This window comes from Pseudomonas sp. FYR_5, assembly GCF_043106315.1.
In the GTDB taxonomy this organism is placed as follows: Bacteria; Pseudomonadota; Gammaproteobacteria; order Pseudomonadales; family Pseudomonadaceae; genus Aquipseudomonas; species Aquipseudomonas putida_Y.
This window is the reverse complement of record NZ_JBICMK010000043.1, coordinates 42,648-58,160: the sequence shown is the minus strand read 5'-3', so window position 1 is coordinate 58,160 and position 15,513 is coordinate 42,648. Positions and strand designations below refer to the sequence as shown.

General features: G+C 62.4%; 17 protein-coding genes. All 17 read right to left on the bottom strand.

Annotation, left to right across the window (positions count from 1 at the left end):
- Positions 1 to 18 precede the first annotated feature (18 nt).
- Positions 19 to 1,593, bottom strand: coding sequence for a phage tail protein (locus ACF8RA_RS05305; protein WP_392518881.1), 1,575 nt, complete (start codon positions 1,591 to 1,593; stop codon positions 19 to 21).
- A gap of 50 nt (positions 1,594 to 1,643) precedes the next feature.
- Complete coding sequence (locus ACF8RA_RS05300) at positions 1,644 to 4,484, bottom strand: phage tail protein (protein ID WP_392518880.1); 2,841 nt, start codon at positions 4,482 to 4,484, stop codon at positions 1,644 to 1,646.
- A complete protein-coding gene (locus ACF8RA_RS05295) occupies positions 4,474 to 4,992 on the bottom strand; it encodes a hypothetical protein (protein WP_392518879.1) in 519 nt (172 codons plus the stop codon). The genes ACF8RA_RS05300 and ACF8RA_RS05295 overlap by 11 nt, the downstream gene beginning before the upstream one ends.
- Positions 4,989 to 5,627, bottom strand: a complete 639-nt coding sequence (locus ACF8RA_RS05290; RefSeq protein ID WP_209964696.1) for a phage tail protein I — start codon at positions 5,625 to 5,627, stop codon at positions 4,989 to 4,991. The genes ACF8RA_RS05295 and ACF8RA_RS05290 overlap by 4 nt, the downstream gene beginning before the upstream one ends.
- Positions 5,620 to 6,510 carry a baseplate J/gp47 family protein gene (locus ACF8RA_RS05285; RefSeq protein ID WP_085625567.1) on the bottom strand — a complete coding sequence of 297 codons (891 nt, stop codon included), beginning with the start codon at positions 6,508 to 6,510 and terminating at the stop codon, positions 5,620 to 5,622. Before ACF8RA_RS05285 ends, ACF8RA_RS05290 begins: the two co-directional genes overlap by 8 nt.
- Positions 6,507 to 6,833, bottom strand: coding sequence for a GPW/gp25 family protein (locus ACF8RA_RS05280; protein ID WP_392518878.1), 327 nt, complete (start codon positions 6,831 to 6,833; stop codon positions 6,507 to 6,509). Before ACF8RA_RS05280 ends, ACF8RA_RS05285 begins: the two co-directional genes overlap by 4 nt.
- Positions 6,834 to 6,839: 6 nt before the next feature.
- Positions 6,840 to 7,061, bottom strand: a complete 222-nt coding sequence (locus ACF8RA_RS05275; RefSeq protein WP_392518877.1) for a hypothetical protein — start codon at positions 7,059 to 7,061, stop codon at positions 6,840 to 6,842.
- Positions 7,062 to 7,146: 85 nt separating this feature from the next.
- Positions 7,147 to 7,713 carry a phage baseplate assembly protein V gene (locus ACF8RA_RS05270; RefSeq protein WP_239607344.1) on the bottom strand — a complete coding sequence of 189 codons (567 nt, stop codon included), beginning with the start codon at positions 7,711 to 7,713 and terminating at the stop codon, positions 7,147 to 7,149.
- A complete protein-coding gene (locus tag ACF8RA_RS05265; protein WP_392518876.1) occupies positions 7,694 to 8,239 on the bottom strand; it encodes a hypothetical protein in 546 nt (181 codons plus the stop codon). The genes ACF8RA_RS05270 and ACF8RA_RS05265 overlap by 20 nt, the downstream gene beginning before the upstream one ends.
- A complete protein-coding gene (locus ACF8RA_RS05260; RefSeq protein WP_392518875.1) occupies positions 8,232 to 8,894 on the bottom strand; it encodes a hypothetical protein in 663 nt (220 codons plus the stop codon). The genes ACF8RA_RS05265 and ACF8RA_RS05260 overlap by 8 nt, the downstream gene beginning before the upstream one ends.
- Positions 8,891 to 9,205, bottom strand: coding sequence for a hypothetical protein (locus ACF8RA_RS05255; RefSeq protein WP_392518874.1), 315 nt, complete (start codon positions 9,203 to 9,205; stop codon positions 8,891 to 8,893). Before ACF8RA_RS05255 ends, ACF8RA_RS05260 begins: the two co-directional genes overlap by 4 nt.
- Positions 9,206 to 9,207: 2 nt before the next feature.
- A complete protein-coding gene (locus ACF8RA_RS05250) occupies positions 9,208 to 10,203 on the bottom strand; it encodes a major capsid protein (RefSeq protein WP_392518873.1) in 996 nt (331 codons plus the stop codon).
- A gap of 62 nt (positions 10,204 to 10,265) precedes the next feature.
- Positions 10,266 to 10,613 (bottom strand): head decoration protein, encoded by a 348-nt coding sequence (locus ACF8RA_RS05245; RefSeq protein WP_392518872.1) that lies wholly within the window; start codon positions 10,611 to 10,613, stop codon positions 10,266 to 10,268.
- Between the two features lie 2 nt (positions 10,614 to 10,615).
- Complete coding sequence (locus tag ACF8RA_RS05240; protein ID WP_392518871.1) at positions 10,616 to 11,782, bottom strand: head maturation protease, ClpP-related; 1,167 nt, start codon at positions 11,780 to 11,782, stop codon at positions 10,616 to 10,618.
- Complete coding sequence (locus ACF8RA_RS05235) at positions 11,779 to 13,272, bottom strand: phage portal protein (RefSeq protein WP_392518870.1); 1,494 nt, start codon at positions 13,270 to 13,272, stop codon at positions 11,779 to 11,781. Before ACF8RA_RS05235 ends, ACF8RA_RS05240 begins: the two co-directional genes overlap by 4 nt.
- Positions 13,269 to 13,475, bottom strand: a complete 207-nt coding sequence (locus ACF8RA_RS05230; protein WP_024087070.1) for a phage head-tail joining protein — start codon at positions 13,473 to 13,475, stop codon at positions 13,269 to 13,271. The genes ACF8RA_RS05235 and ACF8RA_RS05230 overlap by 4 nt, the downstream gene beginning before the upstream one ends.
- A gap of 1 nt (position 13,476) precedes the next feature.
- Complete coding sequence (locus tag ACF8RA_RS05225) at positions 13,477 to 15,513, bottom strand: phage terminase large subunit family protein (RefSeq protein ID WP_392518869.1); 2,037 nt, start codon at positions 15,511 to 15,513, stop codon at positions 13,477 to 13,479.

Here is a 15,513-nt window from a genome sequence, read left to right as displayed (position 1 = left end):
CGTGAAAGGTGTTGAGCGTTAGCCCGCTCGGAAGCCGATGGCGAACCAGTACAGCGCGAAGTCCTGTACCGAATTGGCCCACTCGCCAATCATGATGTTGAAGCTTTGCCCCGATGTTTTGCCCTCCATGATCGCCGGCGTGAGGGTGGCGGCCGGCACCCCTGGGTTGCTCTTGTGGTAGATCACCGGAATGACAATGAACGGCGCAGCCGAGAAACCACCCGAGTGGAACCACACCTGGTACTCGGTGAACTGGCTGGGCAAGTCGCCCACGTTCAAGCGCCCCCACTGGGCCATAAAGCCGTTGTCGGTGTCCCAGTAGAAACCGTTCTGTGCCCCTGAAAACTGCGAGCGCACCGCCGCGTTGAGCGCGGTTCGCGCACTGTCAGGCGTGTTGCCCCCGGTACCGCCCCGGTGGATGGGCAGAATGCCGCTCACCAGTTTGCTAACGTCCATGCCAGCCAGGCTCAGGGCAATCGACAGGTTCTGCGAGCCGTCAAACACCCCCTGCCCGGTTGCGTCACCGGTGAAACTCAGCGTCCGCCCCGTCTGCAGCTTGGTCGCGCTGCCGGCGTTGCCCGTGGTCGGCCGGCTCAGGGTACCGGTGGTGATCTTGGTCGCGTCCAGGCTGGGGATATCAGCAGCCGTCAGCGCCGCACCCTCCAGCACCAGGCCCTTGGCGCTGACCCGCACCTTGGAATAGGTACCGGCCTGCACACCGGTGCTGCCCAGGCTGAGGGTAATGGCCACATCCTTGGCGCCGTCGAACTGAGCCTGCCCGCCCACATCACCGTCAAAGGTGAACAGGCGCGGCGTCTGCAGCTTGCTCGCGCTGCCGGCATTGCCGGTGGTCGGCCGGCTAAGGGTGCCGGTGGTGATCTTGGTCGCGTCCAGGCTGGGGATGTCAGCGGCTGTTAGCTCCGCCCCCTCCAGCACCAGGCCCTTGGCGCTGACCCGCACCTTGGAATAGGTCCCAGCCTGCACCCCCGAATTGGCCAGGGTGACATTGATCGCCGCGTCACCGGCGCCGTTGAACTTGGCCGCACCGGTGGCATCACCCTTGAGCGAAATGGTGCGCTCGGTGGCCAGTGCGCGGGCAGTGGCGGCCTCGCCCTGGCTGATGACCTCCTGCACCACTGCCAGGGTGGCCGTAACCGTGTTGGGATCCTGCAGGATCTGCACGTTGCCGGTGCTGCTGACCTGAATCAGCAGGCGGATCACCTGAGTACGGCCGCTGCCTTGCTCCTGCAGCGGCTTGAAGGTCGCCGGGTAGCTCGCCACCGCAACCAGCACGCCGGTGTCGTCGTACAGGCCGACCTCTCGCACCCACCAGCCGCCAACCTCCGGCAGCAGGATGCCTTCGGCCACAATCACCGGCCTCCCGCTCTCCACTGAAAGGCGGTTGAGATTGATCCGGAACACCTCGTGAATAAGCTTCTTCTGCAGCTTGGATGGCAGCGGCGTACTGCCGTTGCCATCCCCTACCGCCATGCGGGTGATCTTGAGGGTGGTCTTGGTGGCGATGGCTTTCGCCAGCGCAGCCGCGCCCGCGTCAGTCAGCATGGCGACGTAAATCGCGTCTGTATCTGCCATTGGTTCGCTCTTGAAGTAAGTGGCCTGCCCTCGCGGCAGGCCGTGAAGCGCTATGCGGGCACTGGCCCGCCGTAGATGTTGGCCCCGACGCCCAAGGTCCGGTACTGGATGTACAGGCCCAGCCCGCGCAGGATTTCCCCGGCCCAGAAGCCAAAGAACATGCCGTTATCGGTACCCAGGCGCGGATCGGGGGTCCAGCTGCCGTTCATGGCATGACCAGGAATGGGGGTTACCGTGTAGTTCGCCTGCAGCTCGTCCATGCACGCCTCGATCAGCACATCCAGGTCAGCCACCTGACTTCCGGCCATCGCCGCCAGGCAGGCGCCGGCCAGCCACAGCCCAGTCATGTGCCCGGTAAAGTCATCCTCGACCGGCTTGGGCACGCTGTTGGTCGGGAAGTCGGTGGGCAAGATCCCCTTGGAGTCCTTGACGAACTGCACCAACCAGCGCAGCCAGTTCTCGGCGTAGGCGACCAGCTTGGGCGGCACGGGCTTGCCCCGGTGCACCAGCTCGTACCAGGCCCTGCAGGCGCCCATCATCGCCCTGGGCTGGTAGCCGGCCCAGGCATTGCCATCGCCCCAGTGGTACTGAGTCCAGGTGTCGGCCGGGCCATAGCGATAGTTGTCCCAACGGTTCCAGATGTACGCCGCTGCACCAGGTCCGAGGACGCCGAATTTCTGCTGGTACCACTGCTGCGAGTCGTACAAGAAATCGATCATGTTCCCCAGCTCGACGCTGTACGTCTCCGGGTCCAGGCAAAAGATCAGCGGATACTGATAGCCGGGATAGGGCATCCCGTGCCACGCGCCAATCTGCTCGGTGCCGTCCGAGTAGATATTGGAAAACGGAATTACCCCAGGGCTGTATGCCAACGAGTCGTTGCGATAGCCAACCACCGTGCAATCGCCCACCAGGCCGAGAAACGCCTGCTGACCGTTGAGGGTCAGCCGGTACAGCATCGTGTAGCCGTCCACCCCGTCGTACAGGTCGGGCAGCTCGTTGATGCAGTAATACTCAAACGTCAGATTCGTGTCGGCGTCGTTGTCCAGCAGAATGTCCATTTCCGCCAGCTCGTCGTAGTTCGGCGCTGACGGGTTCGGCCGGCCGGCCGCGTTGGGCTGGTAGCCTGACAGCGTGCCGTCCTGGGGGCGGATCTGCACAGTCGAGAACGCGCCATCCGTGGCCGGCAGCATCCACCACCACCGCCAGCCGTCCTTGTCCTGAATACGGACGTTGAAATTGCCGTCCGCCCGGTAGGTAATGCTTTTGAGCGGCGCCTTTTTGCTCGGCTGCAGGTAATTGCCGATCACATACCAGCCGCCATTGCCGCCGCCCGGGAAGAACGAGCGCACCACGTTGCCCGCTCGACCGGGAAAGATCACCGGCACATGCCGCTCTTGCGACGTAATGTCGGCCGAGTGCACCACCGCGCGCAGGTCCGCCATGATGTATTCGGCCCCATCATCCTTGGCCACCCGGTAGAACTGCGACAGCGGGATATCGTGCTGCAGCACCTGCCAGCTGGAGGTCGACTCCGGCAGCATGTAGCAGTAACGGGTGCCGGTGTTTTCGACTTTCTCCGGGGCAATCGTGACCTCGACCTTGGCTGTCAGCGCGCCGTTTGCCTGGTCGACCCCGCCGAAACTGGTCCGCACCTTGGAGTCTTTGCTGACGCGGAACCACACAGATTGCTGCTCGATGGATACCTGGGCGCCCATATCGGTCTGCAGCGTGATGTAGCCCTGCGAGTCGCGGCCGTACTCCCGTTTCGCCTCGCTGGGGTAAGCGAACTCGTAGGAAATGCCGTCTGTAAACGGCGTGGCGGCCACCGTGCTCTGCCGGAAAAAGCGGTCGGTCGAGTCGATCAGGGTGTACTCATGGGCCGTGAACAGGCAGGCATCCAAGGCTTTCTTGTAGCGTTCCTCGCCGGTGATACGCCACAGCAGATAACAGGCGTCCATGTACCACAGTTCGCCGTCTGCAGCGTTGCCCATCTGGTTGACCCCACCCAGCAGCGGCACATGCAACGGGCGGTTGTGCTGTACCGCATTGCGCGGGATCAGGTAGCCGCCATGCTCGACCGGTTGCCGGGTGGCGTAGTTGAACAGGTGGGTTCCATTCAGGGTGGTGTCCTTGAGTTGCACCCGGCCGATTTCGGCGCCGGTGTGCCCTTCTGACAGCACCCTGCCGTCGAGGGTGATTTTCTGGCCGGTGTGGGCAATGATCCATTCCACCTCATACACCGTGCCGTCCTTGTCCCAGTCGGTCGATCCGTCTTCACGCAGCGCACGCACGCCGGCATTGATCGCCCCCCAGGCCAGCGCCCCGTCAAAGGCAAACGTCGCTTTGTCCAGGTATTCGCCCCAGTGCGGCGCACCGTGCGGAATCGACAGGGCGCCATTGGTGAAGGCGAACGGCACGCCCTTGAAGCCGCTGTGCGTCGGCTCGACGGGGTCTACCGGCCAATTGGCCAGCACCGGTTCCTTGGAATTGATGATCCAGTTACAGATACGCCGCTGCGGCGTATCAGGGATCGGCTGGCCCGCATAGAAATATTTCTCGTAGGCCTCCCAGTGCCATATGGCGGCCTCCAGATAGCGCGGGTCCTTGGTTGCAAGGTAGGCATGGGCATAACCCAGCACATGCAGCGCCTGGCCCTCGGTGGTGCCGTCGCCGTTGGGCTGATACTCCATCTGTGAATGAGCGATGAAATGCCGGTTGTTCGAGAGGACGCCCTGGTTGTTCTGCACATAGTGCTGCACCGTCGCATCGACGGTGTCGCCGGTGTTGTTGCGCAGAAAGCGGTGATGGCCCTCGATCAGGCTGATGGCATTGGCCAGCGCCGTGCGCTGGCTGACCGGACGCCGGCTGTTGAGCGGATTAAGAAACATTGATCCACCCCCCGTCATAGAACCCGGACCAGCGCACCCCATCCCACAGGAACGTCAGCAGGTCGGCCGAGCCCTTTTCAAACGACAGCACCGGCGGGCGGTTGGCCGGCCAGCGGACGTTGTTCGGGAACGTCACCCGGTTGGCTCCAGTGCCCTGCTGCAGGCGCACCGAGAACGACCAGGTATAACCCGGCGGCACGGCCGAGTTGGTGAAGGTCAGCGCGCACTGCGGCTGGTCTAACGTCACATCGAAAAAGGACACCCCGGCGGTATACGCCACATCCAGCGCCAAAGCGCTGCCAGCAGCGGCGATGGCCTTGCGGCGCGGCAGCAGCAGCCCGCCGGTCAGGTCGGTGATCATCTTGGCCAGCGCCAGGTAGGTAGGCGACGGCCCCGAAGCAGTCTGCACCGTGGCGTCAGCCGCGCCATGCACAATGTCATGGGCCGTCTGTGCGGCGGCTTCCATCAGGGCGATGGCGGCCGCTTGGCGGTCGGATAGTTCGCTCATGGCTTTTCCAGTAATTCAGGCATTCGGTGGTTGGCGAAGTAATGCAGGTCATTGGCCAGCATCATCAGCTCCAGGTCAGCAAAGGCCTCGGCCTGCAGGTCGGCCGATAGAATCTCGGTTTCGTCACCCGAGGACACCGCCGCACCCATGTAGAACTGGCCGTTGGGGCTGTAAGTGATGCTCAACCCGACCAGGTGCCGACTGACCGGCTTGGTCGACAGAATCATGCGCTCCAGTTCGGCAATCCCACGGTCACTGAGGCCGGTATTCAGCAGCGCCAGGCTGAGGCTAAAAGTGCCGGGCGGCCCCATGGGGGTCAGGTCGAACCACTCGACAATGTCGATAATGTCGGCGAACGGCGAAATGACCTGCCGCAGCGAGGCGATGGTGCCTTTGCGCTGGTGAACCTCGAACGAGTCGCGCACCGTCTTGCGCTTGATTTCCTCGGACCATGCCGGGTCCCAGCGGTCCACGCTGCGCTCAATCGCCAGCCATGGCAGCATGTCGGCCGGGCAGGTTTCTGGCCGCTTCATCGAGCGCAGCACGTTGGCCAGGTCGGCCGGCTCCAGCCCCACCTGCGCCAGGGCATCCTCCAGCGCGGTGCGGTTGATCGGCAGCAGGCTGGTGTCACTCATCGGTCCCCCCCATCACCACGCTGGAGCCGATGCAGTTGGATGCCTGGTGGTCCTCGATCACATAGTCTGCAGCGGGCTTGATCAGCTCCACCCGCTGCACGCGGGGTACATGCAGCGCGGCATGGATGGCCGAGCGGCGAATGTCCCGCCCCAGCCGGCGCTGCGCGTTGATGTAGGTATCCAGTGAAGTCTTGGCCTGCGCCAGGGCCAACTCGTTCTCGGCACCCGGAAACATATACAGCACCGCTTCAATCTCGTAGTTAACCAGCTCGGCCGACTTCACCAGCACCCGGTCACCTACTGGCCGGATATTCTCAGGCGTCAGCGCCTGGGCAACCTTGTTGAGCAAGTCTTGGGTAGCCACCCCTCCGTTGACCCGGCTCAGGATGCTGACCAGCACGGTGGCCGGCGACGGGCTGCTGGCCTTCACATCCGCCACCCGCCCATCGGCGGATCGGGCGTGAAACTCATACGCACCGGCCGGCCCGGCCACCGCCATGCCCTCGAAGGCCAGCAGGGTGCGCTCGGCCAAAGATTCGTCGCTTTCCAGCTGCTCGGCCACCGGCGGTACCGCGCTCAGGTCCTCCGCCACGATCACCAAACGCTTGACGTTGTAGTTGGCGGCCAGCTGATCGAGGTCGGCGCCCTGAGCGAAGGCAATGAACTGCGACTTGGCCGCGTCGTTGATACGGGCGCGGGTCATCACTTTTTCATAGGCCGCACGCTCCAGCAGCTTGACCACCGGATCAGATAGCAACTCGGCGTTCCAGTTGTTGCCCATCAGGGCGCGAAAGCCCGTCAGGCCTTCCTGATAGAACGTCTCAAAGTCCAGTTCCTCGATCACCGTAGGCGCCGGCAGGCTGGCCAGGTCGATGGTGCTCATATCCTTACCTCAAGGTTCACGCTGTCCTCGGAATAGGTGCCAGTGATGCGAAAGCCGATCTGGCCACCCACCGCAGAAACCACCTGCACGCTCTGCAGGACCAAGCGTGGCTCCCAGCGCTGCAGCGCCCGCGCCGCCTCAGCCTGCACCGCGCTTTTCCAGCCGGCATTAACCGGCTGGTCGACAAACCGGCGCAGCTTGCTGCCGTATTCCGGCCGCATCAGTCGCGACCCCACCGGCGTGGTCAGAATGTCCACGATGGACTGCCGCAAGTGATCGACCCCGGACAGCACGGCGCCGGTGTGGCGGTCCATTCCGATCATGGGGAGTTACTCCTGCACGCGCTGGAAATCCGAGTGCTCATCGAAGGTGGCCAGCGCCTCGTCGTCCGAGGCCGGCACTCGCACCTCGAAATTGACTACATCGAACTGGGCGCCGCTGGGGGTGAAAATGGAGCGGGAGCGGAACGCCGCGTCTCGGTACAACACTCGTTGGGGGTCGACGGCCACAGGGGCCTCCGGAGAGGTCGCGGCCGCTTTTGGGGTCGCCATGAGTTCCTCCAGGCATGAAAAAGCCCGCGCGCAGCGGGCTGGTGGTTATCAGGGCTGCGGCGCATGAGCGCCCGCCCGCTGTGAATCAGTGCTTGTGGTTGGCGGTGTTGCCGGCCGTGTCGATGATTCGGGCGTCACCGTAGATATCGCCCGTTACGCGTAACGCGCCCTGAATCAGCATCGGCCCGGTGAAACGCAGCATGGGCGCCATCGCCTCAATGGCCGACTCCGTTACGTTAACGACCGACCCACCCACCTTGATATCCACCTGGCCGGCCGGCAGCTCGATGCTGTAGCGCTTGGCCTGCCAGTCATAGGTCAGCGAACCGCCGTCCTCGAACAGCCAGCGCTGGACATGGTCGCGGTCATCCGGCGCAGGCGCAGGGCCGCTGTACAGCCCCGGCAGGAATGTGCCCTGGCTTACATCGCCGCTGGTACTGATCAACACCCCCTGCTCATGAATGCCAGGGGCAAGCCAGTGCCGCGCACCAGGTGAAGCACCCAGGCTGTGCCAGCGCACCCAGGCGCTGGTCCATTCGCCATCCGAAACCCGGCACACCGGCGGATCGGCGGCCAGGTCGAGCGCCACGACCCGGCACTTGCGAATCATGCCGGCAATCATCCGGTCATGCTCAGCCAGCGGGTAGCTCATCCGGAATCCTCCCAATCTCGACATAACCTTGGGAAAGCGGTCCCCCATCTGCAGTAGTGCCTGCAGCGGCCGGGCCGAGCTCAGTGGGCCACGGCCACTCCTCTTCCCCGAGATAGATGACCTGAGTCCACTCCACGACCCAGACCGCGAAGGTATCCAGCTCAGGACGGCTCCAGTCACGCTCTGCACGGACAAAGTCAGCAAAGCCGATAGGGAGCCCCCACGATTGCCCACGAAGTAGAACCGCAAGCTGCGCGGCAACGAAGGCAGCAACGTGGAGGCAGTTTTTCTCCTCTACCGGAACAATTGCACGGGCTTCAAAACGCGCCTCCACGGCGGTCTCGCCAGTCCCCGGATCCATGTCTGCACGCTCGAATCCGGCCAGTTCCAGTACAACGGCAGGAGGTGGAACTACCTCAATCCCGTCAGGCATGGTACCGACGTACGCCAGCCCTGGAATGGCGTCTTTGATATGTTGCTCGATAGCGGTATATAGCTGCTCGAGAGGTATCGGATCATCATCCATTGCCCAATCTCCGTAGATACTTCAACAGCTCGAAGTTCAGCTCCTGCTCCATCACCACAAGCAACCGCTGATGCGCCTTTCTCGTCCATGACTCGAAATGCGGCCTCACCTCTTCCAGCGAGATCTTTGCCTTAGCTAGTGGAAATCGGCTGCCGTTCTCACCGACCCACCCTGAACTCGCACCGCCTCTGGCAGAGACTTGGCTGGTGGGATAATCATCAGGGTTGAAGTGCTTACTGGCAGTACGGATCCAGATATCCGGCTTGTTGCCATACACAGTCCGGAAAAAAGCACCCTGGTACGAACGTCCGGCTACGGATACACCTGAGCGGGATTGTCGAGGGCGGCCTGCTCGACTGGCTTCGATGGGATTCAAACCGAACCAGAGCTTGCCTTGGCCATTGCTGGCCACTGGGAAAGCTCTCAAGCGCTGACGGACCGCCGTAACCGCGATTCGCTCTTGTTGGCTCACCGATCTGGCAATGTGCGTGCGCAACCAACGAATGGTCTTATTGATTGCCCGTCGTTCAGCCGCCTTGATGGCTTTCGGCATCAAAGCGGCGAACTTTGCGAAGTTTGAAGCCTGCTGCACGTTCGCCTGGAGTGTAATGAGTCCCGAACTAGACGACTGTTTCTGGTAACTGCCTACGCTCATGCCGACTTCCTCAGCACCAGGGTTACAAGCCCGTCGCCACCAGGCTCAATTCGGGCGATGGTGAAATTGCCGCCGCCATCTTCGGGCGGAAGATCAACCACCACAAGCTGCCGCGTAACGACATCCGAGCTATCGCTAACCCGGATGACGAAATGCGGCTCACGTAGGCCGGTATTGATTTGGCCAAGCTTGGGTTGCAGCCAAGGCGCCGAAAACATACCCACCACCTCCCGCCCCTCGATCAAAGCCGTATCGCCCAACACCTCAAACACGGTGTCATCGATATCGACAATCAGATCCCGGAAGCCCATGGTCAGCGCTTCAAGCGAATAATCGCGCGAGGGCGGGTCACCAGGTGGAGCGGGTTCGACTGAGCTTCACCGGCCACCCCTTTTTTGAACTGCATCATCTCCAGTTGGCTGTAGTACGGCAGGCCTTCGGTATTGACCGTGTCCATATAGTCAGCTGGAGCGAAGCGCGTGATGCACAGCCCGGGCACGCCTTCCGGTACCAGACGCGCTTCGTCGTCAGGTACGAAAGCGATACCCGCTACCTTGCCACGGTACCGTTCCCAAGTGATCCCACCGAACTCGAACGATTCGCGGCCATCGGCACGGAGCGCAGCAGCGTACTGAGTACCCTCATAGGTCTTCTTTACGCTCTGGTGCGCGATAAGCGCTCGCCAGAAGTTTTTGCCGCAGAACGCACGAGCACCGTTGCTGGTAGTGGCTCCAAGCGCTTCCTCTTGGGCATCCAGTGCGTCCACGCACTTCACGCGTACATCGGTGCCTGCGCTTGCCAGTTCCATCTCAATCTCGATTGGATCAAGCCCAAAGCGATCATAGATATCGAGCAGCACCGTACGCCCATCGGCATCCATCACGTAACCGTTCAGGGCGCCCATGCGATGAAACTCATGGGTTGCATCCAACTGGCGACGGGCCTTAGCCAGACGCTTGTTTACGACATCCTGAACCGCCTGCAACTCGGTCTGTTGTCCGAAAGCACGAATACCCTGGATCTCATCTGCCTTGATGGCGAAACGTTCGGGGAGGTGCACAGTGTTGAATGGAAGCAAGATCCGCTTACTGCCATTGACCACCAAGCCCGAAGTACCACGCTCACCCGCCGGCACAAGGGCCAGGGTCTCGCCGTCCTTTTCGACCTGGACGGTCAGAGTGGTAACGCCCTCCTCCTCGAATAACCCCAGCTCGGCCAGACGGCCTGGCACAAAGGGTTGTTCGTTGATCGCAGCGGTAAGCGCAGGGACACTGAACGCGTCGTCTTCAAAAATCTCGATAGCAGCCATGAAGGCCCTCCAGAAATACAAAGCCCCGCACTGGGCGGGGCTGGAACAAAGTAGATTCGCTATCAGCGAACGATGATGAACTGGGCCGCCAGGGCCTTCTCGCCGTCAGGATCGAGGCCACTCAGCAGCGCCTCGCTCACTTCAGCCAGGCGCACGACAGCACGCCCCCGGCGCACCACATCAGAGGACGCAACCGAGGCAAACAGGATGCACTTGGCCGTCTCGCTGCCGTCCTCGGCTTCAGGGTTGTACGGGGCAAACTGTCCGCTGACCGTGAGCTGGCCGAGCACCTGGCCGGCTACCAGGGCCTCACCAGGGGCCAGCTCGATCACTTCGCGGGAGATCTTGCCGGCGCCCTCGGACAGCAGGAATTCGCCGGCATGTACCGGCTCAACGTAGGTTTTGCTCATGTTCAGGCTCCTTGGCCGGGACGGGGTTGTGTGGCCTGCCGACGGGCAGCCCAGATGCTGTTGGGGTTGGGTGCTTTCGCCTGGACCTTCTCCGGCAGGTCATCTGCTGGAGGCAGGCTGTTGTCGATCTCGAAGCCCTTGCCGCTGCCGACCAGCTTGTCGAACAGACGCGCCCGTACCGCCGTCGCGTCCAGGCCGGCCTGGACGTACTCACCGGTCATCTCGGGCAAACGGGCTGCGACACAAAGATCTCGCACGGCCTTGGCGCGGGTAAGGGCTGCCTGCACAGTGGCTTCGTCCGCGAGCTTGGTCGAGGCGATCAGCGGCTCGACCAGATTGCTGATACCAGCCTTTGCACAGGCCTGGGTGATCATCAAGGCTAAGGCTGTCGAATCACTGGCAGCCGGCTGCGGTGCATCTGGCTCGTTTTCGGGCTCATTTACAACGGGCTCGGTCGGCTCATCCTTGCTTGCTTTGAGCTGATCCAGCAGCGCCTGCGGGGTGTTCCGGTAGCGTGCCATGGCAGCGCCCTGCCCAAGGCAAGCCTGTACCTTGACACCATCGCCGACTTCATCGGCTAGCCCCAGCGCCAGGGCCTCCGAGGCCGTGAGCCAGGTTTCTGCATTGACCAAACGCCGCAGCTCATCCTCATCAATGTCCGGCGCCTTGGCCTTGTAGGCTGCGATGATCACCTCGAATGCCTGGTCGAGCACATCAGCCACCCGACGCAGCTCGTCCGCATCACCACCAGCCCAGGTATAAGGGTTATGGATCATCAGCATGGCATTCGATGCCATGACCACGCGGTGAGCACCGCAAACCGCCACGCTGCCTGCACTGGCGGCCAAAGCATCGACCCGGCCCGTACAACGCTCACCCAAGCGGCTCAGCGCGTTATGAATAGCGAGCCCCTCGAACAAGTCGCCGCCATTGGTGTTGAAGGCCACAACAACCGGTGACACACCGTCGTCCACTGCCTTGAGATCCTGGATGAACTGGTTGGCGGTGATGCCCCAGCCGCCAATCTCGCCGTAGACATAGACCTCGATCACCTTCGAGTCGGCATCACCCTCCTCCGCTGCAGCAGTGATCGAATACCAATGCCCATCCTCGACTTGCGGGAGGGCCTTCGCCTTGTTGAGGATGCGGAACGGCATAAACGGTTTCATGTTTTCCCCTTCTCGTCGGAGTCATCCGACTCGTCATCGATAGCCGACAAGCCGTTGTATTTGAGGCCCAGGGCATGCGCCCGGGCGATGTCAGTGGCGTTCTCTTCATCCACGATCTCTGCATCGGTACCTGAGCGAAGGCACATCTCGCTGCGAGAGGTGAAGCCCGCCGCGACCTCGAGCATGCGCGCCTGTACGTCCTGCACTGGCTGGATGTACGCCCACCCCTGTGGTACCCACCGCGTACGCTGATACGTGCGACGGTTCAGGGTGTAGTCCACCAGGTCGAGCGCCCCGGCCAGCACCGCCATGTCCATCCAGGCCGCCCGCACCGGGCGACACAGCTGGTGGACATAAACCGAGAACTGCAGCTGCTCCAGTCGGCGGCGAAACTCGTTCAGCACCACCCGGATGACACGATCGTTAACCCCGCGCATGTCGCCGGTCATCAACTCGTAGGGCAGACCCGCGCCAGCGGCGGCGGCCATCAGCTGCTGCCGCATGAAGTCGGGGTAGTTGTTGCCGCCGTCGGGCGGGTCAGAGAACTCGACCTGCTCGCCCGGCCCCAGCTCCTGCATCGTGCCGGGTTCCAGGGCTACCATGGGGGTGAAGGCATCGCGGTCGTGAACAATCGGCGCACCAGTGAGCATGTCCATTGGTGGACCACTCAGCCCCTCGGGCGCCGGCTTGCGAACGAAGCCGGCGAACAGGTTGGCCACTTCCTGCCGGAAGAGCACCGCATCGTCGTAGTTGTCTAGACTGCGCAGGCGTTTCAAGATCGGCGCCAACCTGGGTACTCCACGCAACTGGCCGGGCTCCAGGGGCTCGAAGATGTGCAGCATCTGATCGGCCGGCACCCGTACAAGCGGGTTGTAACCGGCGTTGAGCGATGCCTTGTCGCTGGGATGGTTGCGGTAGCACCAATAGGCGACCCTGCGGCCAATGCCATTAAACTCGATACCGGCCCGGATGGTGTTGCCGGAGCGTGTCACTTCGAACTTGTCGTGCGGCACGAATTCCGGCGCGAGGCACTGCACCTGCAGCGGCACCGCCAGGCCATCCTCCAGCCGGCGTGGGCGCAAGCGCACGAAACATTCACCGGACTGCTCAACCGTGCGCGCCACCAAGGCCTGCTGACCATAGAAGTCGGTGCGTTCGTCGGCGTCCGACTCGTCCACCCAGTCCTCCCACAGTTCCTGCATGGCCTTTCGTAGGGCCTTGTCCAGCAACCTTGGCTGCGGCGTGATGCCGGTACCGATCAGGTTGCTGACCCGTTTATCAATGACGTTGGCCGCATACGGATCGTTGCGTACTGCAGCCCGTGAACGTGACCGCAGATTGCGAAGGGCCGGCATGATCAGGCTGTTGGGGCCAGTATCTGGCGCATCCCAGCCAGAGGAACGCCGCCCCTCGGCGGCACCTTCATAGCTGGCCTTGATCCGCTCAGGCACCAGAAGCCCCGAGCGCGTGGAAATGTAGCGGCCGCTCACAGGCCCTTACCTCCATGGTGAAGGCGAACTACGCGGGAGCGCGGGCCCGCCGACTGGGCCAGCTCAGTACGGATCAGATCGCGAGCCTTGATCAGTTCGTCTACCGTCCGATATTCGACGGTGCGGTCGCTGTAGCGAACAACCCGTTCGCCACGCGCAATCGCACGCTCGACAGCCGCGAGGTGTGCCTGGGTGTATGCCATGTCAGCGTCTCTTCAGATAGCCGCTACTTGAGCTGCGGCGTTGCATTGGTTGAGGTGCCGGGCGAGGCGGCGGTGGAGTTGCCCGCGGGGCAGGCCGAGCTGGGGGCGGTGACGCAGATACTGGCTCTTCGTCGGGGTCATCATCCTCATCGCGTCCGTGCTTGATGACGGGTTGCTTCGCAGGTGATGGCTCATCAAAGAGACTGGCCTGGGCCATCGCCTGGCGCAGCTTGTCCCAGTCCTGTTCGCCGTAGCGATGCAGGCCGAGGTAATACGCCATGGCCAGGTTGTACACCTGAAGGTCCAGCGCCTCGTTGCGGTCGGCCTTGCCCTTGACCCACTCGATCCGCTTGTAGCCCTTCACATAGCGGGCGATCTTGCGTTCGGCCACGCACTGCTGGAAGAACTCGTCGGGAAGGTCCTTGGCGAAGTGCACCGCGCCCGGTCCCGACTCAAATCCGTAGCGGTTGTAGATCCAGTCCTTGGCGGTGTCGGTACCGATCATCCACAGCTCGGCACCATTACGTTCGGTCTGGCCCTTCCAGGTGACATCCACCAGAGAGGGCCGTTGGGCGATTACTGGCTTGCCCGGCTTGCTCGCCCCCTTCAGCGCAAAGACGTTACGCCAACGGCGCACGCGGCAGAACTGATAGACCTCATGGGTGTGATGACCACCGGAGTCGATGCCTGTGGCCAAGATACCCAAGGCAACACCGCAAGGATGGCGGTATCGGGCCTTCAGCAGTCCATCAAGCAGATCCCATGTCCGTTGGTCTGCTGGGTCCCCAGGGATCACCTGGAAGTCAACAACCCAGCGCTCCATGCCGACGCCCCAGCCGATCACCATCACCTCCAAGCGATTGGCCTGGACGTCGACAGAGCAGGTCAACACCAGGACGCCAACGGTGAGGGTGCCGAGAACATAGTTTTCTTGCAGAGCTCGCGCCTGCAGAACCTCGGCCTTGGTCTGCTCTACTGCGCTGTCCCATACCTTCGCCAACCGGGTGTTGTAAAACACCTGCATGGGCTCAAGGTCGCCACGATCCTGAGCGCGCTTGGCCTTCTCGTATTGCTTGGCCAGATCAGCCCATGATGTCCAACCAAGCGGGGCATACAGAGCGTTGAGGTGGAAACCAACCGTCTCCCCATCGCCCTTGGCGTGCGAGCGCCATTCCCCTTTGGTGAGCATCTCACCCTTGTTATGCTCCTCGATCAGCACATCGCAATCGGGTGAAGAGCACTTGTAATGGACTGTCTGGAAGTCAGCGGAGTACAGCAAACTCTCCCACTCCAGCACCTGCATATGACCGCAGGTTGGACATGGCACGTAGTAGTGCCGCTGGTCGCTGGCCTCAAACAGATCAGCGATGCGTGAGGCCCCCTTGATGGTCGGCGAGCTGGAGAAGTAAAACTTCGCGTTGCGCCCAAAGGTACTGCCTCGTGTCTCCGCCAGCTCGATGGGGTCACCCTCTTCATCGACATCCACGTCCCAGCGGTCAATCTCGTCGCCGTAGATGTATTTCGCTGCGAGCTCGGCCAGGTTGGAGGCCGAGCCGGCTGTGGTCGCGTAAAGCGTGCCGCCCTCGAACTCCTTGGTATCCATGGTGTTGCGTGCATCCCGTGATCGGGAAGCAGCCACGCGTGCTCTCAGCTCGGGGGTCGCGGCGATGGTCTTACCGATCCTCGCTGAAACCCGCTTGGCCAAGGCCAGGCTCGGCAGCAAGGTCAGGATGTTGGACGGCGACATGTGGATCAGCGCGCCTATCCAGTTTAGGGCGATCTGCGTTTTCATGAGCTGCGAGGCGACCATGGTGATGACGCGCTTGCAGGGGTGCGCTGGTGAGAGGCAGCGCATGGGTTCACGGGCATACGGCGTCCGCGCCGTGCGGTATTTGCCGGGCTCGGCTGCACCGGTATCACGCGGAATCCGCATGTACTCGTCAGCCCATTCGTCCACCCACAATTCAGGGTCGGGCTGAAGCCCCCGGCCATACGCTTCGCGGTACACCTTTGCACCGTCCGCGTATCCGGTGGGCAT